22 protein-coding genes, 1 tRNA gene and 9 pseudogenes are annotated in these 21,916 nt (G+C 59.3%); 13 read left to right on the forward strand and 19 right to left on the reverse strand.

What is annotated here, in order from left to right:
• Positions 1-89 precede the first annotated feature (89 nt).
• The 8 genes and pseudogenes from HXX25_RS14365 to HXX25_RS06770 form a co-directional block, all read left to right on the forward strand.
• A pseudogene (locus tag HXX25_RS14365) lies at positions 90-356 on the forward strand (AsmA family protein); the annotation flags it as partial.
• Positions 357-370: 14 nt separating this feature from the next.
• A complete protein-coding gene (locus HXX25_RS13720) occupies positions 371-1,057 on the forward strand; it encodes a hypothetical protein (RefSeq protein WP_233346956.1) in 687 nt (228 codons plus the stop codon).
• Positions 1,054-2,076, forward strand: a complete 1,023-nt coding sequence (locus HXX25_RS06745) for an AsmA family protein (RefSeq protein ID WP_187167687.1) — start codon at positions 1,054-1,056, stop codon at positions 2,074-2,076. The genes HXX25_RS13720 and HXX25_RS06745 overlap by 4 nt, the downstream gene beginning before the upstream one ends.
• Positions 2,077-2,369: 293 nt before the next feature.
• Positions 2,370-2,690: a beta/gamma crystallin-related protein gene (locus HXX25_RS06750; RefSeq protein ID WP_187167772.1), complete on the forward strand. Its 321-nt coding sequence runs from the start codon at positions 2,370-2,372 to the stop codon at positions 2,688-2,690.
• The gene (locus tag HXX25_RS14370; protein WP_187167688.1) at positions 2,603-2,929 is read left to right on the forward strand and encodes a beta/gamma crystallin-related protein; all 327 of its coding nucleotides are present in this window, start codon (positions 2,603-2,605) and stop codon (positions 2,927-2,929) included. The genes HXX25_RS06750 and HXX25_RS14370 overlap by 88 nt, the downstream gene beginning before the upstream one ends.
• The gene (locus HXX25_RS06760) at positions 2,904-3,134 is read left to right on the forward strand and encodes a hypothetical protein (RefSeq protein WP_187167689.1); all 231 of its coding nucleotides are present in this window, start codon (positions 2,904-2,906) and stop codon (positions 3,132-3,134) included. Before HXX25_RS14370 ends, HXX25_RS06760 begins: the two co-directional genes overlap by 26 nt.
• Before the next feature lie 62 nt (positions 3,135-3,196).
• Positions 3,197-3,628, forward strand: a complete 432-nt coding sequence (locus tag HXX25_RS06765) for a beta/gamma crystallin-related protein (RefSeq protein ID WP_187167690.1) — start codon at positions 3,197-3,199, stop codon at positions 3,626-3,628.
• Positions 3,629-3,632: 4 nt separating this feature from the next.
• Entirely contained in the window at positions 3,633-3,875 is a 243-nt protein-coding gene (locus HXX25_RS06770; protein ID WP_187167773.1) for a beta/gamma crystallin-related protein, read from the forward strand.
• Here the strand turns inward: HXX25_RS06770 and astB are convergent.
• The 13 genes and pseudogenes from astB to HXX25_RS06815 all read right to left on the reverse strand — a co-directional run bounded on the left by astB (position 3,869) and on the right by HXX25_RS06815 (position 12,983).
• A pseudogene (gene astB, locus HXX25_RS14375) lies at positions 3,869-5,206 on the reverse strand (N-succinylarginine dihydrolase). The gene HXX25_RS06770 and the pseudogene astB overlap by 7 nt on opposite strands.
• A pseudogene (locus HXX25_RS14380) lies at positions 5,203-6,284 on the reverse strand (succinylglutamate-semialdehyde dehydrogenase). Before HXX25_RS14380 ends, astB begins: the two co-directional pseudogenes overlap by 4 nt.
• Entirely contained in the window at positions 6,239-6,556 is a 318-nt protein-coding gene (locus tag HXX25_RS14060; RefSeq protein WP_255466988.1) for an aldehyde dehydrogenase family protein, read from the reverse strand. The pseudogene HXX25_RS14380 and the gene HXX25_RS14060 overlap by 46 nt, the downstream one beginning before the upstream one ends.
• Before the next feature lie 285 nt (positions 6,557-6,841).
• Positions 6,842-7,662, reverse strand: a pseudogene (locus HXX25_RS13750) (arginine N-succinyltransferase).
• Positions 7,656-8,348: a peptidase dimerization domain-containing protein gene (locus HXX25_RS13760; RefSeq protein WP_233346961.1), complete on the reverse strand. Its 693-nt coding sequence runs from the start codon at positions 8,346-8,348 to the stop codon at positions 7,656-7,658. Before HXX25_RS13760 ends, HXX25_RS13750 begins: the two are co-directional and overlap by 7 nt.
• Positions 8,248-8,922, reverse strand: coding sequence for a M20/M25/M40 family metallo-hydrolase (locus HXX25_RS13765; protein WP_233346962.1), 675 nt, complete (start codon positions 8,920-8,922; stop codon positions 8,248-8,250). Before HXX25_RS13765 ends, HXX25_RS13760 begins: the two co-directional genes overlap by 101 nt.
• Before the next feature lie 34 nt (positions 8,923-8,956).
• The gene (locus tag HXX25_RS14385) at positions 8,957-9,151 is read right to left on the reverse strand and encodes a PLP-dependent transferase (RefSeq protein ID WP_370543762.1); all 195 of its coding nucleotides are present in this window, start codon (positions 9,149-9,151) and stop codon (positions 8,957-8,959) included.
• 1 nt (position 9,152) lies between these two features.
• Positions 9,153-10,013, reverse strand: a complete 861-nt coding sequence (locus HXX25_RS06800) for an aminotransferase class I/II-fold pyridoxal phosphate-dependent enzyme (protein ID WP_187167691.1) — start codon at positions 10,011-10,013, stop codon at positions 9,153-9,155.
• Positions 10,014-10,364: 351 nt separating this feature from the next.
• The gene (locus HXX25_RS13770) at positions 10,365-10,706 is read right to left on the reverse strand and encodes an OmpA family protein (protein WP_233346963.1); all 342 of its coding nucleotides are present in this window, start codon (positions 10,704-10,706) and stop codon (positions 10,365-10,367) included.
• A 124-nt stretch (positions 10,707-10,830) separates the two neighbouring features.
• Positions 10,831-11,241: an outer membrane protein gene (locus HXX25_RS13775; RefSeq protein WP_233346964.1), complete on the reverse strand. Its 411-nt coding sequence runs from the start codon at positions 11,239-11,241 to the stop codon at positions 10,831-10,833.
• Complete coding sequence (locus tag HXX25_RS13780; protein WP_233346965.1) at positions 11,241-11,507, reverse strand: hypothetical protein; 267 nt, start codon at positions 11,505-11,507, stop codon at positions 11,241-11,243. Before HXX25_RS13780 ends, HXX25_RS13775 begins: the two co-directional genes overlap by 1 nt.
• Before the next feature lie 590 nt (positions 11,508-12,097).
• Positions 12,098-12,571 carry a response regulator transcription factor gene (locus HXX25_RS06810; protein WP_370543763.1) on the reverse strand — a complete coding sequence of 158 codons (474 nt, stop codon included), beginning with the start codon at positions 12,569-12,571 and terminating at the stop codon, positions 12,098-12,100.
• A gap of 336 nt (positions 12,572-12,907) precedes the next feature.
• Positions 12,908-12,983 (reverse strand) — tRNA-Lys (locus tag HXX25_RS06815).
• 107 nt (positions 12,984-13,090) lie between these two features.
• Here HXX25_RS06815 and HXX25_RS13785 point away from each other — a divergent pair.
• Positions 13,091-13,345, forward strand: coding sequence for a hypothetical protein (locus HXX25_RS13785; protein WP_233346966.1), 255 nt, complete (start codon positions 13,091-13,093; stop codon positions 13,343-13,345).
• Between the two features lie 89 nt (positions 13,346-13,434).
• Positions 13,435-13,623, forward strand: coding sequence for a hypothetical protein (locus HXX25_RS13790; RefSeq protein ID WP_233346967.1), 189 nt, complete (start codon positions 13,435-13,437; stop codon positions 13,621-13,623).
• Between the two features lie 75 nt (positions 13,624-13,698).
• Here the strand turns inward: HXX25_RS13790 and tgt are convergent.
• Positions 13,699-14,826 (reverse strand): annotated as a pseudogene (tgt, locus tag HXX25_RS14390) (tRNA guanosine(34) transglycosylase Tgt).
• Positions 14,823-15,880, reverse strand: a pseudogene (queA, locus tag HXX25_RS06830) (tRNA preQ1(34) S-adenosylmethionine ribosyltransferase-isomerase QueA). Before queA ends, tgt begins: the two co-directional pseudogenes overlap by 4 nt.
• Before the next feature lie 67 nt (positions 15,881-15,947).
• Here queA and HXX25_RS06835 point away from each other — a divergent pair.
• The 3 genes from HXX25_RS06835 to HXX25_RS06845 are packed head-to-tail and all read left to right on the forward strand — an operon-like array spanning position 15,948 to position 16,852.
• Positions 15,948-16,157 carry a hypothetical protein gene (locus HXX25_RS06835; protein ID WP_187167694.1) on the forward strand — a complete coding sequence of 70 codons (210 nt, stop codon included), beginning with the start codon at positions 15,948-15,950 and terminating at the stop codon, positions 16,155-16,157.
• Between the two features lie 24 nt (positions 16,158-16,181).
• Positions 16,182-16,604 (forward strand): hypothetical protein, encoded by a 423-nt coding sequence (locus HXX25_RS06840; protein WP_187167695.1) that lies wholly within the window; start codon positions 16,182-16,184, stop codon positions 16,602-16,604.
• Positions 16,601-16,852, forward strand: a complete 252-nt coding sequence (locus tag HXX25_RS06845) for a hypothetical protein (protein ID WP_187167696.1) — start codon at positions 16,601-16,603, stop codon at positions 16,850-16,852. Before HXX25_RS06840 ends, HXX25_RS06845 begins: the two co-directional genes overlap by 4 nt.
• 170 nt (positions 16,853-17,022) lie before the next feature.
• Here HXX25_RS06845 and HXX25_RS13800 read toward each other — a convergent pair.
• The 4 genes and pseudogenes from HXX25_RS13800 to gyrA all read right to left on the reverse strand — a co-directional run bounded on the left by HXX25_RS13800 (position 17,023) and on the right by gyrA (position 21,703).
• Positions 17,023-17,420 (reverse strand): annotated as a pseudogene (locus HXX25_RS13800) (peptidylprolyl isomerase).
• Between the two features lie 6 nt (positions 17,421-17,426).
• A complete protein-coding gene (locus tag HXX25_RS06855) occupies positions 17,427-18,443 on the reverse strand; it encodes a peptidylprolyl isomerase (RefSeq protein ID WP_187167697.1) in 1,017 nt (338 codons plus the stop codon).
• A pseudogene (coaD, locus tag HXX25_RS06860) lies at positions 18,443-18,931 on the reverse strand (pantetheine-phosphate adenylyltransferase). Before coaD ends, HXX25_RS06855 begins: the two are co-directional and overlap by 1 nt.
• A pseudogene (gene gyrA, locus HXX25_RS14395) lies at positions 18,928-21,703 on the reverse strand (DNA gyrase subunit A). The pseudogenes coaD and gyrA overlap by 4 nt, the downstream one beginning before the upstream one ends.
• Positions 21,704-21,916: the final 213 nt, after the last annotated feature.

Here is a 21,916-nt window from a genome sequence, read left to right on the forward strand (position 1 = left end):
CCCCCTGAACGGCTGTCATTCTGTGCGCTATACTAACGCCAAAATCCCGTTCGGGACCAGACGCCATTTTCGGCCGCAGGGAGTAAATAATGATCCGCCGCCTTCTCACATTCATCTTTGGACTGGTCGTTATTCTGGTGCTGGCCGCCATTATCATTCCCTTTCTGGTGCCGGAATCATTCTATCGGGAACGGGCGCAAATCGCAGCCAGCGAAAATCTTGGGCGCGAGGTGATTCTGGCCGGCGACGTCAGTCTTCGCCTCTTGCCCAGTGTTCAGGTCCAGGCGCGCAACGTCTCGATCGCGAATGAAGAAGGGTTTGGCGATACGCCATTTGCGGAAATGGCCGAGATGCGGGTGGGCGTTCAGCTTTGCCGCTCCTGTCCCGCACGATTGTCATTGATGAATTTGTCCTGGTGGACCCGACCATCCGTCTGGAACAACGTGGCAGTAGAAACAACTGGTCGCTCGGCCCGGGCACGCCTGACACAGAGCCGGTGCCGTCATCCGGCGGCTTCGTCCGCCGCCCCGGCGCCCTGCCCTTTGATGCCTCGCTCGGAGATATTCAGATCGAGAATGGTGCGATCAGCTATGCCAGCGGTACCGACCGGCGCGAAGTCAACGGGCTGGATCTGAATATCCGCATGCCGGGCCTCGATCAGCCGCTTGATGTCACCGGAGAACTGACGGCTGACGGCGAGAATATGACACTGTCTTTGCATCTGGGCTCTGTCCGCAGCTTCTTTGAAGGTGAAGCGGTCGCCGCCCGACTCGATCTCGGTGGGAATCTCATTGATCTGGGCTTCAATGGAAACATTCTGGAAGGCGAGGATCTGCGCTATTCCGGCCGTTTCTCGACCGACATTCCCTCCATCCGGGCGCTCGCAGATTTTGCGGGATCGCCCCTGCCTCCCGGCGAAGGGTTGGAAAACTTCCAACTCTCCGGAGTTCTGTTCGGGGTCCGGACTCCATATCTCTCGACGCGTCTGATATTAGCCGCAATGACCATATCCGGCTTGACGATCTGGCCGGAACCGGCCGGCTTGGCGTGTCATTGAGTGGCGCACGTCCCTCCATTGACGGTGCCCTCACCCTGCCACAGCTGGATGTGACGCCCTACATGCCCGTTGCACCTGAAGCCGCGACGAGCACGGCGGGCGTGCCCGCCTGGTCGACCGAACGGATTGATCTGTCCGCGCTGAGCCTGGTCGATGCCAGCTTCGCCCTCGATGTAGGTGAATTGACGCTTCAGGATATCGAGATTTCAGATGCTGCCATGACCGTTGAGCTGGTGAATTCCCGGCTGGAAGCCAATCTGACCGGATCTCTGTATGAAGGCACGGGCAATGCGATCTTCGTAGCCAATGCCCGCACGGCAACACCTTCTTTCCGCATTTTTGCCGATCTACAATCCATCGCCGCCCTTCCCCTGTTGGAAGCCGCCGCGGGATTTGATCGCTTGTCAGGTACGGGCCGCCTGAATATCGACCTTCTAACCTCGGGGAACTCGCAGGCCGAATTGATGAATGGCCTGGGTGGCGCTGGCAGTTTCGCCTTTGCCGACGGTGCCATTCGCGGTGTCAATCTTGCTCAGGCCATACGCGGGATTGAATCAGCCCTGACCAATCGCCGTCTGCCGGAAGGTTTCGGCGACCAAGAGGAAACGGACTTTTCCGCCCTTGAAGGCACATTCACGGTCGCCAATGGCGTGGCCACAAATAACGATCTGATCATGCTCAGCCCTCTGGTCCGCGTCGACGGGGCTGGCACGGTGGGCATCGGCCAGCAGACTCTGATTACCGCTTGCGCCCTCGCGCTGTTGCCAGCATCCAGGGTCAGGGCGGAGAGCGTGATCTGCAAGGAGTCGTTGTCCCGATCGGAATCAGCGGAACCTTCAATGACCCACGCATCGGCATTGACTGGGATGTCGTCGGCCGCGCGCTGGTTCAGGAACTGTGTCCAGCATTATTGCGGGCGAAGACCCCGAAAATGCTATTCGCAACGCGCTGGGCAATGCGTTGGGTCTGGGTGGTTCCGGGGACGATACAGGCGACGCCACCGATGGCGAAGCCGGTGACGCTGGCGAGGAAGCAATCGATCCGGCCGAACGTCTGTTGCAGGATCTGTTTGGCAATCGCCGGTCCGGGCAACAGGAACCTGACGATGGCGACGGTGGCGAATAAAGCGCGACTGACGTTTTCGTTGCCGTAGGTTCAGAATATACTGAACATAAATGACGGAGTTGAGCCGGGCCCGGGGTCCGTCAGAACGGGAGACTGCCATGAATATCAAACTTTTGATCTGCACCCTTGCCAGCACACTGGCTCTGGGCGCGACTGCTGAAGCACAGAGAGGCGGGGCGGCCGCGCGCTGACGCTTTATTCCGGGCCAGACTTTTCCGGGCAGTCCGTCACGATCAACAATGACGTGACCAACTTCACGACCATCAATTTCAACGACCGGGCGCTGTCAATCCGGATTCAGGGCAGCGGTAGCTGGACGGTTTGCCAGCACTCTGATTTTCGTGGCGTCTGCCGCGAAATCACCACGGACGTACCCAATCTGGCGACAATCGTCTGGATGGACATATCAGTTCAGCCCGCATGGAATACGGAGCCGGCGGTCGCCCGGGTGGTGGACTTTCGGGTGGCGGAGGCTGGACAGGACGCCCGCGTGGCGACGGGTCCCTGACACTCTATGCGGGTCCGAATTTCACGGGTCAGTCCATCAATATCGATCGGGAAAACAGCAATCTCACCAGCTTGCGCTTCAATGACCGCGCCATGTCGGCCGAAGTTGAAGGCCGCGGCAGCTGGACCGTTTGCGAAGATGCGAATTTTGGCACCCTTGCCGGACCCTTTCAGGACGCGTGGCCAACCTCAACAGCTATGGCTCGGCAATCGCGTGTCATCGGCCCGTCCCGACTATAATGATGGCGGAGGCTATGGCGGACCCGGTGGTGGCTATGGCGGTCCGGGCGGCGGTTATAACAGCCGCGCCGGTACGCTGGTTCTGTTCACCGGTCCGAATTTCACCGGTCAGTCCATCGAACTGGATCGCGAGGAAAGCAATTTCGTCCGCATTCGTTTCAACGATCAGGCCATGTCGGCAATCGCCTATGGAAATGAAAGCTGACCGTTTGCGAAGACACGAATTTCGGCACGCCCTGCCGCACTATCTCCGGACAGGTCCGCAATTTGAATTCACTCGGGCTTGGCAACCGCATCTCCTCTGCCCGCCCGGACTATGGGTATGGCGGTAATGATGGCGGTTACGCCGGGCCGGGCAATAATTACGGCAGTGGCTTTCAGGGCCGCGACGGCACGCTGGTCCTGTTTGCTGGTCCGAACTTCACCGGCCGCTCTGTCGAGCTCACCGATCAGGAATACAATCTGACCGGACGCCGCTTCAACGATCAGGCCATGTCGGCGATCGTTTACGGCAATGGCAGCTGGACGGTCTGCGAAGACGCCAATTTCGGAACACCCTGCCGCGAAATTTCCGGCCGGATCCCAAATTTGAATGTCTATCGTCTGGGCAATCTGATCACGTCGGCCCGACCAATCCGCTTTATGGCCAGCCGGGTGGTGGCTATGGCGGGCCTGGCGGGGTGGATACAATCAGTATGATTCCATCACGCTCTATGCCGGCCCGAATTTCACAGGTCCGTCGGTCACTCTGGATGCCGATACCTACAATCTGGAAGCGGTCCGCTTCAATGACCGCGCCATGTCGATGACAGTCAATGGCCGCAATGGCTGGGTGTTGTGCGAACATGCGTCATTTGGCGGTCGTTGCCAGCAGTTTGATCGCAATGTCAGCAATCTCAATCAATGGGGTCTCGGTAACCGGGTCAGCTCGGCCCGACGTTACTGATCCCGCTGGAACGGATAGAAATCGGTTCCCAAACCAAGAAGGCCGGTAAGCGCATCCAGCGCTTGCCGACTTTCGTCCATCAGGGCCGGGTCGGACAGATCTTCCACGCTCAGCGTTTCCCGATAATGCTTTCCCGCCCATCCACATAATCTCGCGTAGATGTCATCCGTCAGAAGGCAGGCCGGATTCACCGCTGAAAGCTCTTCCTCTGTCAGCACAACCCGCAGACGAAGACAGGCGGGACCTCCGCCATTGCGCATGGACTGGCGCACATCAACGAAATTCACGGCCCTATCGGTCCGTTTCCGGACGTCAGGTGCGCGCAGTAATCGCGTGTTGATGTCGTCTCTTCGCTTTCCATCGGCGCGTTCAGCATCAGACGATCTTCGCCCGGCATGGCCAGAAGTTGCGAATTGAACAGATAGCTGGAAATCGCATCGCTGATGGGTACATCGTTTTCCGGCACTTCAACGAAAACCGGATCAAACAACCCGTCCGCAGTGCTACGGATAGCCGCCAGAGCACCCGCTTTGTCGTCAAAGGCCAATTCGTGGAAGAACAGGGTTTGCAATGTTCCGACGCAGACGACATCGTTGTGGAAGGCACCTGCATCGATGGCCGCTTGCCCTGACGGATGAAGACGCAGCGCGTCAGATCCAGTCCGTGGGCACGAGCAACCGCTTCGCAGGCCTCGCGTGTTTGCCGTGCCGGAAACTGGCCTCGCCAGTGCTCACCGGCTTCACGGCCATAGACAAATATCTCGACGCCCGGCCCGCCATGATCGGCACACAGCCGCACGTGATTGGCTGCGCCCTCATCAGCGAATGTTGACTGTGCGGGAAGCGGCGGATGCACCGCAAAGCGTTCGCCTGAGAAAACTCTCGACAACGCGCGCTGCGTCGCAGGCCCCTCGATGGATCGATGCAGCGTGGTCACCAGATTGGCGGGCGTCAGATGCAGCCGCCCGTCCGCCGTATCCGCCGATGGCGAGACCGTGGCCGCATTGGCGGCCCACATCGGCGAGGCCGAATACACATTCCGCAACAGCCCCGGCGCAGCCCGCGCGGCCGTTTCGACAATTTGCCTGTCAGAGCCGGAAAACCCCGCCTGCCTCAAAAGGCAACATCGGGCCGCTCCTGTGGCGGCAGTACACCTTGCACCAGTCCGGCATCGGCCAGTTGCTTCGCCTTCTTCAATCCTTCCAGCACAGCGGCCCGCGGGGCCGATGCTTCACCGCGATTTTTATCAGACGCAATATTGCCGAAAGAGAGCCCGCCATAATTGTGCGTCGGCCCGATAATACCGTCGAAATTGGCTTCTACAGCGCTCATTCAACGCCTCGAATGGCCAGACGTTCCGGCCTGGGTGCCAGCTGACTGGCCACCGGATAGGCACAATAATCGGCTGCATAATACGCCGAGGGCCGCAGATTGCCCGACTGGCCGGGACCACCGAAGGGCATGGAGCTGGCCGCGCCCGGCGTGGGCCGGTTCCAGTTGACAATGCCCGCACACGATTCAATCCGGAAGCGATCCCACAATTCTGCGTCATCACTGACCAGACCGGAAGACAGGCCATAAGCGGTATTGTTGACTTCTTTCAGGGCCGCCTCGAAACTGTCAGCCCGGATGATTTTCACCAGCGGACCGAAGACTTCGGCATCGGGGTGATCGGTACCGGTGACATCGACAATGCCCGGCGAAACAAAGGCTGAACCACGATCCATGATACGCGCTTCAAGGAGGCTCTTTCCGCCGCCATCGACAAGCTTCGCCTGTGCCTTGATGACCTGATCGGCAGCCGCCTCCGTCACCAATGGCCCCATGAAGGGTTCCGGGTCATCATTCCAGGCCCCGACAGGATACGCTTCGCGAGATCGACCAGCCGCGCCACGACGGCATCTCCGGCAGGTCCGGCGGGCAGTATGATCCGGCGCGCGCAGGAACAGCGCTGACCTGAAGTCACGAAAGCCGAAAACGCCGCAATGCGGGCCGCCGCCTCGGCGTCCGCGGCATCCCAGATAACCAGCGGATTATTGCCGCCCATTTCCAGCGCCAGCTGAACGCCGGTGCGGCCGGCGAATTTCTTGTGAATGAACTGGCCGGTATTGTGTGACCCGGTGAACAAGACACCGTCCAGCTCTGCATGATCCAGCGCCGCCGCCCCCGTCTCTCTCGCGCCCGGGATCAAATTCAACACGCCGGCAGGCAAACCGGCCTTTTCCCAGACACGAACCATCCATTCGCCCACGGCAGGCGTCAGCTCGGAAGGCTTGAATACGCAGGTATTGCCGGCAATCAGCGCCGGCACAATATGCCCGTTCGGCAAATGACCGGGGAAGTTATACGGCCCCAGTACAAACATCACCCCAAGCGGTTTGTGGCGGAGCTCTGCAGACCCGAAATCCATCTCGCCTGCGTCTCGCCGGTCCGGTCATGATAGGCCTTGATGGAGATGGTGATTTTGCCCGCCATCGCTGCGCCCTCGCCCAGACAGTCCCAGAGCGGCTTGCCGGTTTCCCGGGCGATGAGCTTGGCCACCTCATCCTTGCGCGCAACCAGCAATTCGCCAAAACGTTCCACCACCGCAACTCGGTCGGCCAGGGGCGTGCGGGCCCAGCCGGAAAATGCGGTCCGCGCGGCATTGAAGGCAGCATCGACATCGCCCTCAGATGCCGCCATTCCGGTCCAGACCGTTCGCCGCTGGCCGGGTCAACGGATCGAAGCGCTCGCCTCCTCCGTTCGTCCATCTTCCATCGATAAAACACTGGCCGGTGGTCATGATTGCGGTCTCCATACGCGGACGGTTTCGCCTTCGCCCAGTTCGAGCGCGGCCTGGGCCTCAGCCGGGATCAAAACCTTGTCATCCTTGACGGTGACCGGGGTCCGGATGCTGCGGAAATTCTGAAAATTATCGGTCGAGACGATCCTTCGACCTCACCCTTTCCCGTTGCGATCTCGAAGCGGTCACTTTCCCCTGGCGGTGCGCGCCTGACGCGTCGGAACCGACATCAACGGACCGCCATCAAAAATGTCGATATAGCCGTTATAGGTAAAGCCTTCCCATTCCAGCAAGCGTCGGGCACCGACACCATGTTCATGGGTCTGGCCGATCACCTCGCGCGCAGCTTCGGGAAGAATGTCCAGATAGATCATATGCTTGGGCATCAAATCCAGAATGAACTGATTATCCGAGGCGGCGCTCAAGCGATCCGCCTCGTCGAACGTCATCCGGAAAAACGGCTTCGACACATGATCAAAGAAGGGCGATGAGCCATCGTCGCGCACAACACCGCGCAGCTCTGCCAGCACATGCGGGCCGAAGCGATCATAATCCGCCGCGATCAACAGATAGCGCGTTTGCGCTACCAGACGGCCCGCGCCATTGCCGCGCGCCGCATCGCTCACGAACAATGTGCCAACCTCTGAACATCCGGCAAAATCATTGACCAGTATCATCGCTTTCATATCAAAGCGCCGGTCCGCTTCGGCCGATGACTGGGCCAGTGTAATGATCTTGAAATCATAATAGGGCTTGAGATGCCAACAGCGTCCTTGACCGCTGAACAGCCGAGAATTCTGCCGCTTTCGGTATCTTCCAGCATCATCTGATAGGTCGATTCAGACGGCTTTCCCGCGCTGGAAGCAAAGGCAGCTTGAGATGCCTCCAGCCTTGCCGCGAGCACATCCGGCGTGACCGAAAGGCTGGTAAAACCGGTTCCCGCCGCATCGGAGAGCGCCACGAAGGCATCAATGTCATCGCGGCGTGCCGCCCGAACTCTCAGCATCTAGGCTTCCTCCTCGCCAGTTTGCGTGCGGTTTTGGCATCAAATTCGCCCGAGGCAAACTTCATCAACATGATCGCGGACAGCTTGGCCCGTTCGGTCAGGCTGTCGAGCAGAACAATTTCGTCGTGCGAGTGAATATCCCCGCCGCAAACCCCCAGAGTGTCAACATTCGGGCATCCTGCCGCCCAGAGATTATTGCCCTCACAAACCCGCCGGTGGCATTCCATCTGATCTCGAGGCCCAGAGCCGAACCGGCCGCCTTCGTCCACTCGAACATCTGCGCATTGGCGGGCGTCATGGGTTTGGCCGGACGTGTGAAACCACCAAACAGGTCTGCAGAAATTCTCCCTACGGGCCGTTTCTGCGGTCAGACGCTCAAGATTGGCCAGCACCCAAGCCTGATCCTCCCCATCATTGACGCGGACATTGAACCGAACAACGGCGTTGGCCGGCACCACATTCGGCGGACCACCGCCGTCAATACGTGCCACGTTGAATGTCACGCCATCCTGTTGCCCGTTGAGCGCATCGAGCCCGAGCGCAAACTGGCTCGCCGCGACAATCGCATTGCGTCCCAGATGATGTTCACGGCCTGCATGCGCCGCCTTGCCGGAGACCTTCAGCGACCAGTTTCCCGACCCCCTTGCGCGCACCGGCCAGGGATCCGTCTGCGAGCGCAGGTTCATAGGTCATCCCGATATCAGCCTTTGCGCCGAGGGCATGAAGAATGGGGCCCGACCCCAGCGAACCGGTTTCCTCGTCCGGGCTGATCAGAATGTCATAGCCGATCCGGTCCTTGAGCGGGCTCCGCTCGAGCGCCAGCAGCGCATGCAGCATGACCAGCAGCCCGCCTTTCATGTCGGCCGCGCCCGGACCATTCATGATGTTATCATCGCGCATTTTCCAGCTCTGGAAGCTGTCATCGGCAGGAAAGACCGTGTCGTGATGCCCTGTCAGAACAATCCTGATCGGCGCATCGGGTCGCTGGATCAGATGAAAGGATGGCGTGAAGCCCTGCTGTTGACTTCGCCATTTTTCGACCATCGTCGTCGGCTTCAACTCCTGGGCCCGGATCTCTCCGCCCAGCTCGGTAAATGCCTCATTCAGCTTGCCACGCATGACTTCCAGGCCATCAGCATTATGGCTGCCGGAATTGGTATTCACCCAGTCGCGCAGGGTCGCGACCATATGATCCTGGCGCGTCTCGATCCAGTCGAGCGCGCTGCGCTCGTCCGGCTTCAGCTCGACTTTGTGGGTCATGCTGTTGTCCTTCTGGATTTGCCTTGCCTAGGGCTTAGACGTTTGCCAGCGCCTGTTCCAGATCGTCTATCAGGTCTTGCGGGTCTTCCAGCCCAACAGATAGCCGGACCATCGCCTCGCTATAGCCGAGCGCTTCGCGTCTGGCCGGATCAACGTTGGAATGGCTGGTCGAGACAGGATGCAGGATCAGGCTCTCGGTCCCCCCAAACTGACGGCCAGCTTGATCAATTTCAGCCCATCCAGAAAGCGGAAAGCCTCGGCACGGCCTTCGCCGACATCAAAGAGAATGTCGACCCGTTCAGGCTGGACTGTTTCCGGTGCAGCCGGCCACGACGCTCACTCACATTCAATAGCCCCGGATAGTTGAGACGGCTGACTTTTGCATGACGCTCGAGAAAGGCGGCAACCCGCTCTGCGCCATCACACGCAGCCCGCATCCGTAGCGTCACTGTCTCCAGAGATCGCGTCAGAAGCCAGGCGGTATGCGGGTCTACGACCCCGCCCAACAGGCTCCGAATACTGTAGATCTTGTCCGTGAGAGCCTTGGCACCGACCACCGCGCCCGCGAGCAAATCACTATGGCCACCGACATACTTCGTAAGCGAATAAACAACCAGATCCACACCGTGCGCCAGGGGTTGCTGGCCGACAGGGCCCAAGAGCGTGTTGTCACAGACCAGGATGGGAGCAAAGCCCTGAATATTGCCAATATGATCGGCAATTTTTCGGCAGAGGGCGAGGTCAACAATTTCGTTATGCGGATTGGTCGGCGTCTCGGTATAGAGAATTCGCACCGGCCCTTTGGCCATCGCCGATGCCGCGGCGGCGAGAAATGCCGGCTCATCGGCTTCTGCCGCAACAGCTTCGATCTGGATATTCTGCCTTGCCAAAATCCGGTTCAGGAAGGCATCCGTTCCGCCATAAAGCGGTACCGTATGCAACACCACATCACCAGCCCCGGCGAAGGCCATCAAGGTCGTGGCGATCGCCGCCATACCGGACCCGAAGGTTAGCGCCGCTTCCCCGCCATCCAGAATCGCCAATCGCGTTTCCAGAAGGTCAATATTGGGTGTCGAAAACCGGGAATACATCAACCCCACTGTATCAGGGTCGCCGGGCAAAGCCTGCTTGTTGTTAATCCGAAGAACGCCGCACCCTGCTCCGCACTTTCAAACAGGAAAGTCGAGCTATGGTATATCGGGGCCTTCACGGCCCCGAATGTGCGGCCGGGTCATAACCCTCATGTATCAGGCGCGTTTGCGCTGCGCGTGGTGTGCCTGAATTTTTACGATGGCCGTGATCCGACGCCATATACGCCTCCGAGTGTCTGGTTCGGAATTACTATCCCGGCGTCTTGGCCGGTCAAGCGATCAGACATCGGCCCAAAGAAAACGGCCCGACCAGAAGGTCGGACCGCTCTTTGGTATTAGCTAACCGTCAGACTAGCGCAGGTCTACGAGGACCTCTGCACGACGGTTAAGCGGCTCACGAACACCATCCGGTGTCTGAACTGCCGGGCGGCTTTCACCCAGAGCCTGAAGCGAGATCGCGCTCGCCGGCACGCCGAGGCGGACCAGTTCGTCACGAACCGCACGAGCACGACGCTCGGACAGGCCGACATTGTAGGCTGCAGCACCCGAGCGGTCAGCGTGACCGTCGATTGAAACGCTGGAAACGCCGCAATCACGAGCCTGATTAACCGCTTGGTTGACTACCGCACGAGCCTGATCGGTCAGGTTCGAACGATCCCACTCGTAGACCACGAAGCCGACGTCTTCACACACAACCACAGGCGGAGGTGGCGGCGGAGGCGGAGGCGGTGGCGGCGGAGGCGGAGGCGGTGGCGGCGGAGGCGGAGGCGGAGGTGCCGCGAACAGATACCGCATCGAAATCCATGCTTCATGACCGCTAACATCGCTGATGCCGGTTTCGCCACCAACAGTCGTGCCCGGGAAGGAGTTGCCGCCCTGACGGATCACGCCCGAACCGCCAACAGCGGTCGGAGTTGCCCCCGTAGTTGGTTTCACCCAGACGTACAAAACGATATTGCGTGTCGATAATGAACTGGTCAGACAGGCGCCAGCCAATACCTGCGATGAGGTTCACGATATAGGTGAGATCATCATCATTGGTCGTGACGTAGCGAGCGCCGGCTGCTGGTGAGATGATCGCCCCCAGGAATTCCGGGTGGGCCAATATCGGGCGTGCGCCCGAATCCCAGCCCGTACCGCTGAAGCTGACTTGCGCCGCACCGATACCACCACCGATGTAAGGCGAGATAAATCCGCTTTCATTGAAGTCACGATAGACATTCAGCATCAGGCTCCAGATGTGAGATCTGAGGCTGAGTCTTCGTGATTTCCGATCGCACCAAAATCATTGAAGCGATGCGCCAGCTCGGCTTCAGCACGCCAGCCATCGGCCCAGTCATAGCCGAATGCTGCATTCTGACGCCAATCACCGGTACCATTAATTTCGGCACCACGACGATAGCCGTCGACTTCCGTATCACCGAAACCGCCGTTACCAACGCCAACGCTTGCATACCAACCTTCGTCAGCGAACGCTGAACCGGTGGACGCCATCGCGATGGCACCGGTTGCGGCCGCTGTGAGTAGCCACTTTTCATTTTACCCTCCGGAGGCAAATGCCTCCATCGCGTGAAACTAAACGCCTGAAAATCTTTCAGACACAGATAAAGCGCAATAACCATACGCGCTATTCCCTTGCTACATGAAAATAATTGGAGAGGCCAGCCCAAAGCGCTTTCTCATTCGCCTTTACCGGCGTCTTTTTCAAGAAAGAAGGCCGCCCTGAAATATCGCCTGACACGCGAAAATCGTTTGTGCAGGCTTGCTATTCTATGCCGCGCTCTCGAATGGGCGTCTTTCAGGCATATTTTTCACCAAAAGTTGGTGTTGCAAATCAGCATCGGTATTTTTGATTTAGCAAATTACCGCGTGGGCCAACGCTTGATCAGCCCCGGATTCGCCAAAGATTTGAACGATGAGAGCTTCGAGCCCGGCTATTCCTGAACCCGAAACAGGGGCCAGCTCGATAGATCGGAGCCTGGCGCCGGCAAGGCCGGTAACAGGTTTGCCTCGCGCCCTCGGGCTCGCCTTGCCCGGAAAATTTCTGCAAGCGTCCGGAAGCGCCGTTTTGCTGCTATTGCCCCCTACCGCTCCAGCCTCCAGCCGCCATTTTGTCCGGCGATCAGTAATAAAAGCGTATCGTTATCATTGGCAGGCAGGTCGAGGAGAGCTGTGTAGCGGCCGGAGGCCCCACAGCTCGAGTGCGTAGCACCCGGCGGACGGCTAACCGGCGAAGTCTGTGATTTTGCCAAAGCCGCTGATCTGGAAGATGTGACAATCATTCCGAAACCGGCGGAAAGCGAAACGCTTCGCGCGGCCCTCGACCGGGCCCTGGAACGCCGGCAGGCAAACTGGATCAGTCCCAAAAGCACAACCTTGTGGCCGCAAGCAGTCCGGGTTCGCACACCGAGGCCTTCGAAAATAGAACGCAAATGCGATTTCACGGTGTTCTCGCTGATATTCAGGGCTTCGGCGATCGCCTTGTTGGTCGCGCCTTCACCCAGCATTTTCAGAACCGCGAGTTGACGCGGGGAAAGATTAGGGCTCCGCAGCCGTATTCCAGAAAACCAACCGGATCTTCAAATGTGGAGACCTCATAGCTGCCTCGGATTCGGCCAGCTATGAGCTGAAACCTTCGGTAAACAACCGGTGATCATCCACCAGAGCGATGCGAAGGATTGAGCTCATATAACCTCTGGTCGGTCCATTCGCGCATTTGCCTCAGGCTGTCTGGCGAGGCCGGAATCAACTTTCCCGGACAACTAAACCAGCCAGAGTTAGTGCAATCACATTCATCACGCATATGGCGACATGAACCCGCAGGGCACGCGCACGCCATGCGGCACTTGTTACCGAGCCGCCGCGCCGGAGGCCGCAACTGAAATACGGGAAAATGGTGAGCCGGCAGGGGTTCGAACCCTGGACCTACTGATTAAAAGTCAGTTGCTCTACCAACTGAGCTACCGGCTCCCGGGCGGGAGCGCCGGACCTATCCGCTTCGCATGGATACGTCAATAAGCAGCCATAATTTTGGGCAGTATACTGGCATGTCTCTATCAGCCGACCGGAGCGCACTCATGAACCTGACTTCGCTTTTACCTTCAATGCCTGTTATTCTGGCAATCGCGGTTTCGCTTTCCGCCTGCGCATCCAATAGCGTCACCGGCACCGGTGTGGACGAGACCCGCAGCGCCGTCAGCGATGCTGTTGGCTTGCCCCGTGATCGACCCGGCGAGATCATGGTCGATGAAGGCGATGAAACAGTCCCGACACCTTATGGCGGCGAAGGCGCGCCGCGTGTTCGACAACGGCCCGGGACATTGCCCGCCTGACCGCAGTGCTCGGGCCCGAAAACATCTATGTCCCCGAAGAATGTGAGAATGAAACCGAGGAGGAACGCAGCTGGCGGGAGCGATCCGCCATGTGGGCCAGCCGTGGCGGCGACGCGATTTCGACCGGAGCCCGCGACCTGTACCGATCCACAATCGTCGGCCTGAATCCGGCACGCCCTGTCTTGCGCTTCGTCGGCCGGGCCGGAGAGATTGAACGCGAAGCCGGGCACAACGCACAACAGCGCTCAATCGGCGCGCTTATCTGCGCGGGCTTTTGACGGCTTCGGCTGTTCAGACAGCTACCTGTCCCGCGCTTTTGACGAATACGGACTGTCGCCGGCACCGAATGGTGATTAGCGGCGCCGCGCTTCGCCTTCGGCCCATCTTGACCGGAAGTCCGTCGCAAACTGATCAAACTCGCCGGCGGCAATGGCGGCCCGCATCCGCGCCATAAGATGCTCGTAATAAGCAATATTATGCCAGCTGAGCAGCATGGCGGCGAGATATTCCCCGGCACGGACGAGGTGATGAATATAGGCTTTCGAATATTCGCGGCTGGCCGGGCAATCAATGGAGGCATCCAGTGGCGATGAATCCTCGGCAAATTCCGCCCGCTTCAGATTGACCGGCCCGTAATCCGACCAGGCCTGTCCATGGCGGCCGGAACGTGTGGGCATGACACAGTCAAACATGTCGACACCGCGCGCTACAGCCTCGACCAAATCAATCGGCTTGCCCACTCCCATAAGATAATGGGGCCGATCTGCCGGAAGCGCCGGCACCGTATAATCCAGCACCGCGCACATGGTCTCCAGCCCTTCACCCACTGCCAGACCACCGATAGCATAGCCATCAAATCCGGTTTCCACGAGACGCTGCGCTGACTCTTGCGCAAATCTTCGTAGACCGAGCCCTGGACAATGCCGAACAGAGCCTGGGTATCGCGTTCACCGAAAGCCGTCTTGCATCGCGCGCCCCAGCGCAGCGACATCTCCATTGAGTGGCGCGCTTCGTCTTCGGTGCAGGAAAATTCGTGCACTCATCCAGCTGCATTGAGATATCCGCGCCCAGCAGGTCCGCTTGGATTTTAATCGCGCGCTCCGGTGTCAAATGATGTTTCGAGCCATCAATGTGGGACTGGAATTCAACACCCTCTTCAGTCAGCTTTCGAAGCCCCGCCAGCGACCAGACCTGGAACCCGCCGGAATCTGTCAGGATCGGCCCGTCCCATTTCATGAATTCATGCAACCCGCCCAGTCGTTTCACCCGTTCGGCCCCGGGCCGCAGCATCAGGTGATAGGTATTGCCAAGAATGATATCGGCCCCGGCCTGCCGGACCTGCTCGGGGTATAGCGCCTTCACGGTGGCGGCGGTCCCGACGGGCATGAAGGCCGGTGTCCGGATATCTCCCGCGGCGTTTTCAGAACACCGGTTCGCGCCTGGCCATCGGTCGCGTGAATCTCGAAAGGAAAAGTGCTCATTTTGCAGCCTCTATCAGACAGGCATCGCCATACGAAAGAAGCGATAGTTTTCGGCTATTGCGTGCGCATAGGCCGCCTGCATCCGGTCCAACCCGGCCAGCGCCGAGACCAGCATGAACAGGGTCGATTTCGGCAAGTGGAAATTCGTCAACAAGGCATCCGTGATCCTGAAACGATAGCCGGGCGTGATGAAGATATCGGTCTCCATCGTACCCGCCCGGACGCCGTCTTTTGTTGCCAGACTTTCAATCGTCCGAAGCGCCGTGGTCCCGACCGGGATCACGCGCCGCCCGTCCAGCTTCGCGCGATGGATCAGGTCCGCGCTTGAATCAGATATTTCACACCATTCCGCATGCATCTGATGTTCCTGCACGTTTTCAGTTTTAACCGGCAAGAATGTTCCCGCGCCGACATGCAGTGTAACCGTCGCGGTCTCGACACCGCGCCACGCCAGGGCGTCCATCAGACGTTCGGTGAAGTGAAGCCCGGCGGTCGGAGCGGCAACGGATCGGGTCTTGTCAGCTGCCGCAAAGCGGGTCTGGTAATCCTCGTCATCGGCCGCATCAACCGCGCGTTTCGAGGCGATATAGGGCGGCAGCGGCAATGACCCGGCCGCCTGAATCGACGCCTCAAGCGCCGCACCGGACCTGTTGAATTGAATCAGGAAATCGCCACCTTCAGACTTTTCTTCAATGATAGCCACAAGTTCGCCAAAGACGATTTCATCGCCCTCGCGCAGGCGCTTGCCAGGCTTGGCAAACACCCGCCAGCGGTCAGCATCGACCTGCTTGTGCAAATTGACCGAGACCGCAACATCGCCACTGTCCGCGTTCCGCGCCGGACGAAAGCCGCTCAGGGCCGCCCGCATGACCCGTGTATCGTTCAGCACCAGGAGGTCGCCCGGCTGCAACAGCGCCGGCAAATCCAGCACGCCATGATCGCCCAGTCTGCCGTCTGACCCGATATGCAGTAATCTGGCAGCATCGCGCGGCCGCGCAGGGCGCAGCGCAATCCGGTCGTCCGGAAGAACAAAATCGAAATCACTTAATTGCATGGTGGCGGGGTCTATCTTTGCCGCATTGCACGGCAAGCTTACCGCTGTTCAGCGAGAGGAGTGGCGTGTGAAATCGAGATTCCGGCGACCGGCACGCCGCCTTCTTCTGGCCGATCTGATCATCCTGCCATTGATCATGGTTGTTGCCTTTCTATGGCTCGCACCTATCTGGAATTTCGCTGACCTTTACCGGCATCTTTGGCCCGTATGGGCGATCTCCGCGATGGTGGCTGTGGCAGTCATGGCCATGCTGAAGCGATGGTCGCACTCGCTATAGCGGCGATTCACCGGCTGGATTTTCGTGGCGGCGGTCACAGAATTGTGGCGCGGTCAGACCGGGCCCGACCTCACCTTTCCCAATGATCCCGTCGTCCTGAGAATTGCCACGCACAATGTGTGGGGCCAGAATTTCGATCCGGAACACACCATCGATGTTCTTCAATCTCTGGATGCCGAGATGATTGGCCTGCAGGAAGCCTTCGGAAATTCGCGCGGCATTGAATCGGCCCTGCTGAAACCCACCCTTTCCGCGCCCGATGCGACCGTCACGCGACTCGGCTGGTCTCCCGTCTGGAAATCGTCGATTCCGGCTGTCTGGAATGGCGCGACACGGATTGGCCCGACAGCCGTTTTGCGCTCTGGCGCTGGGAAGTTCCGCGAACGGTGTGGGCCCGCATCCGCCTCGACAATGGCAGCGACGTCGTCGTTGTCGCAACACACATGACCTGGCCCAACCCGCTATCCGTGCAGAATGAACAACGCCGCAATCTGGCCGACCTCATCGCCCGCAGAGGCTGGGACAGTGTCATTCTCATTGGCGACTTCAACGCCGCCGCACCGTCCGTCGCGCTGACCGGATTGAACGGGAAACCGGCCTGCAACGGCGGACTATCGGCCTTCCAACCTGGCCGTCGTCCAGAACCGTCAGCCGCCGCTTCGGCGTTGCGCTGCCAAATCTGCCGGGTCTGGTAGGTATTGACCATGTCTTCGCCAGCGAGGACTGGAACACGCTCGATACCGAGACGGGCCCCATGACCGGATCCGATCACCGACCGGTCATTGTCACACTCATCCGGTCGGATACAGTCGACTAAGCGTCGACCAGTTTTGCCGAAATGATCTTGCCGGGATTGCGCGGCGGCTCACCTGGGCAGGGCGTCCACATGTTCCATGCCGGAAATGACCTCGCCCCAGACCGTGTACTGGTTATCGAGATAGGGCACTTCATCAAGGCAGATGAAAACTGGCTGTCGGCGGAATTCGGATCGGATGCCCGCGCCATGGACATCGTGCCTCGCACATGCGGCTCCGAATTGAATTCGGCGTCAATATTCTGGCCGGATCCGCCCATGCCATTCCCGTTAGGACACCCGCCCTGGGCGACAAAGCCGTCAATCACCCGGTGAAACGTCAGCCCGTCATAGAAGCCATCAGCTGCCAACTCGGATATCCGGGCGACGTGTTTGGGCGCGAGATCATCGCGTAACTTTATGACGACATCGCCGCCGTCGAGTTGAAAAACCAGATTTTGATCAGCCATTTGAAATTACTCCGTAATACGAACGGGAACGTCGACTTCACACACATCCGGTGCCTCGCCGCCCTCGCCCTGCGCCATCAACCAGTCGGCGAAAGCTTGTGAATTGGTATCCATCACCTTAACGGTGACCTGCCCATCGAAACCGGAATCCGATCCGACACGCATCGAACGAATCGTATCCGTGTAAACCCGATCCTGACCAGCAGTGCCTACGGCAATCGCATCGACAGCATCCTGACCCGCGCGTACCCGGCCCCAAACCGTATATTGCGCATTCAGGTGTTCCGCATCGCCGCGTGTAATGTAGAACTGGCTGCCCGCACTGTTCGGGTCACTCGTCCGCGCCATGGAGGCCGCACCTTCGCAATGAAGGAGCCAGCTTTCCACCCGGCCGTCAGCGGTAATACTAGCCAAGGCTGCGGCTTGCGTGCCTGCGGGAAATCCGTTCCAGAAACCGGCACGGGCCATCGACGGATTGCTCCGCGGATTTATAACGCGATCCTGTGTTTCGAAAATCGGCGTCTCGTTCGGGTCACGGCGCATCGTGAATTCGCCGGGCACCCGGTCCATATCGGTCGAGTGCGCCGGATTGGTCCGGCTGCCACCGCCTTGCGCAACAAAGCCGTCAATCACGCGGTGCCAGACGAGAAAGTCATAGAACCGCTCATTGGCCAGCGTCGTCATGCGCTCGACATGTTGCGGCGCAAATTCCGGTGCCAGCTCCAGCACGATCATGCCGTGTTCGGTCTCGATATAGAGTAGATGATCCTGCTCGACCGTGCGCCAGACATCATCCGGAAAATCATAATCCGGCGCTTCGTCCGCGACAGCCATCGTGTCCGCTTCATCCTGAATCAGCGCCGCAAGCTGTGTTTCGGAACCCGCTTCGGTGGATTGAGAGGACTCTGCGGCCTCGCTCGCTGTCTCCGCGATATCCGCTTCCGCATTTGCAGCATTGTTTTCAGCGCAAGCACTTGCGGCCAATACGAGCGCGATCGCGCTCGACATCCAAACTCGTTTCATCACGCAAACTTCTCCAGCAACATCTTCTTGACCGACGGCGACACAAACGCGCTGACATCGCCGCCCAGCCGGGCAATTTCCTTCACCAGTCGGGAGGCAACCGCCTGGTGCCGCGGGTCCGCCATCAGGAAGACGGTTTCAATTTCCGAATTCAGACGCTGATTCATGCCAACCATCTGAAACTCATATTCGAAATCAGAGACCGCACGCAGACCGCGAACAATACTGCTGGCCCCGATTTCTTCGGCAAAATGCATCAGCAATCCGTCAAAAGGCCGGACCTCAATTTCGGTATCTGTCTTCAGGGCATCGGCGACCGCCTCGACCATGGAGACACGCTCGGACAGCGAAAACAGCGGCCCTTGTCCTCATTGATCGCCACGCCGATCACCAGCTTGTCGACCAGCTTCACCGCCCGGCCGATAATGTCGACATGGCCGTTGGTTATGGGGTCAAACGTCGGGATATAGCGCAATGCGCTTTGTCATGCCTCGCCATCACCTTCAGTTTCGGGGCCACCACCTTCGAGGTTTTCACCCTCGGCCTCGACTTCATCCTCGCCGCTATCGGCCACGCGGACAACCGAGACCACAGACTCCCGGCGCGCGGCGAGCAGCGTCACGCCCTTGGTCGCCCGTCCGGCAATCCGCACCGTATCCAGCGGGAAGCGGATCAATTGACCGCCATCGGTGACCGCCATGATCTGATCGGCATCTTCAACGGTAAAGCTGGCTGCCAGAGGCACGCCGCGTGACAAATCATGTGCGGCAACGCCCTGCCCGCCGCGATTCATCACCCGGTATTCATACCCGGAGGAGCGTTTTCCGAAGCCATCTGATGCAACGGTCAACACGAATTGCTCCGCCCCACCGAGCTCTGCAATCCGCTCGGACGAAAGCGCGGCATCCTCGCCCTCTTCGAGGGAAATTTCATCAATCTCTTCAGATTCATCAGCCCCGGACACGGCGCGCCGCATGGCCGCCGCATGCTCAGGTAAGCCCGCGCTTCTTCGGTCGTGACGCTGACATGGTGCAGCACCGCCATCGAGATCACATGATCATCCTTGCCCAGACGCACACCGCGGACGCCAATGGAATTCCGGCCACGGAAGACGCGAACGTCGGTGGCCGCAAAACGTATGGCCCGGCCTTTCCGCGTGGTCAGCAAGACATCATCTGCCTCCATGCACAGACGCACATCGACGATGCGATCTTCGCCTTCCAGCTTCATCGCGATCTTGCCATTGCGGTTGACCTGGACAAAGTCGGACAGCTTGTTGCGGCGCACGGTGCCCGAAGCGGTCGCAAACATGACGTCCAGTTTTCCCACTCGGACTCGTCTTCAGGCAGCGCCATCACCGAGGTAATGGTGACATCCTCGCCCAGCGGAAGATGTTCACCAGAGCCTTGCCGCGTGTGTTTGGCGCGCCGATCGGCAGGCGCCACGTCTTTGATTTATAAACCATTCCATCGGAGGAGAAGAATAGCAGCGGAGCATGCGTGCTCGCGACAAACAGGGTCGCGACGAAATCCTCGTCCTTCATGGACATTCCGGAGCGCCCTTTGCCACCACGGCGTTGCGCCCGGTAGTCCGACAACGGCGTCCGTTTGACGTAGCCGGCATGCGTGACCGTCACGACCATATCCTCGCGCGCGATCAGATCTTCGTCTTCGACTTCCAGCTCGACGTCCAGAATGGCGGTCCGTCGCGGAACCGCGAACTGGTCCCGGGCTTCCAGCAACTCACTCTTGATGATCTCCTGCACGCGCGAGCGTGAGCTGAGGATGTCAAGAAGATCCTTGATCTTCTCGGCCAGCCCTTGGCTTCATCGCCCAATTCCTCGGCCCAGAGCCGTCAGGCGGGCCAGACGCAGATCCATGATGGCCTGGGCCTGCTCCAGCGTCAGACGAAGCGTCTGACCGTCAGAAAGAACGGACCTTGGGTCGGCCACCAGCGCCACAAGTGACGCCACTTCCTGGGCCGGCCGGTCGCGATCCATCAGCTGTTCGCGAGCCGTCGCCGGGTTCGGGGCCTTGCGGATCGTGGCAATGACTTCGTCGATATTGGCAACGGCAAGCGCAAGACCGACAATAACATGAGCGCGATCCCGCGCCTTCTTCAGATCATGCCGGGCCCGGCGCGCCACGACCTCCTCGCGGGATCGCAGGAAGGTCTCCAGATAGCCCCGCATCCCCATAAGAACAGGACGGCCGCCGACCAGCGACAACATGTTCACGCCAAAATTCTGCTGCATCGGTGACCAGCGGTAGAGCTGGTTCAGGATGACTTCCGCATTGGCGTCCTTTTTCAGCTCGATATAGACGCGCATGCCGGTGCGGTTGGATTCATCACGCAAATCGGAAATGCCTTCGATACGCTTGTCGCGCACCAGCTCGGCAATTTTCTCGATCATGTTGGCCTTGTTCACCTGATAGGAATGGCCGTGACGATGATCGCCTGGCGATCCTTACGCACGTCTTCAATATTCGTGCTGGCCCGCATGATCACTGATCCGCGCCCCGTCGACAGACCCGCGCGCGCGCCTGTCCGGCCCACAATTTGAGCACCGGTCGGAAAATCCGGTCCCGGCACAATGTCCAGAAGCTCGGCGTCCGTGACCTCCGGATTTTCCAGCAGGGTCACGGTGGCATCAATGATTTCGCCCAGATTGTGCGGCGGAATATTGGTCGCCATGCCGACCGCGATACCGCCGCCGCCATTGACCAGCAAATTCGGATAGCGCGAGGGAGCACGACCGGCTCGCTTTCCGAACCGTCATAGTTTTCGGCAAAATCCACGGTGGACTTGTCGATATCCGCCAGCAGCGCTTCGGCCGGCTTGTCCATGCGCACTTCGGTGTAACGCATGGCGGCCGGTGGGTCGCCATCGACCGAGCCGAAATTGCCCTGACCGTCGAGCAGCGGCAGGCCCATCGAGAAGTCCTGCGCCATCCGCGCCAGCGCATCATAGACCGCCTGATCACCATGAGGGTGATACTTACCGATCACGTCACCGACGACACGCGCCGATTTCCGGTATTGCTTGTCGTGCGTATAGCCCTGTTCGTGCATCGACCAGAGAATGCGCCGGTGGACAGGTTTCAACCCGTCGCGCGCATCGGGAATCGCCCGGCTGACGATCACGCTCATCGCGTAATCGAGATAGGAAGATTTCATCTCCTCTTCGATGGAGATGGAGGTCACACCGCTCTCGAAAGGCGGAGTTTCGTCCGAGACGGGCGGTTCGTTTTCGTCGTTCAAAGCGACTTCTCCGGTCTTTCAGACACAACCGCCCGGATGGGCAATCATGGATAGGCACCGGCTCAGGAATCACCGGCAATAGATGTCGGTCAGCCTATCGTCTGCAGGGGTAATTATCAAACATCGAAGGCCGCCCGGACACAGGCAGGGAAATTCAAAATATCACCCTCAACTTGACGCCGGCTGCGCCGGCGCGTCCGCGTGGCTTCGGGT

The sequence above is a fragment of the Hyphobacterium sp. CCMP332 genome (assembly GCF_014323565.1).
Classification (GTDB): Bacteria; Pseudomonadota; Alphaproteobacteria; order Caulobacterales; family Maricaulaceae; genus Hyphobacterium.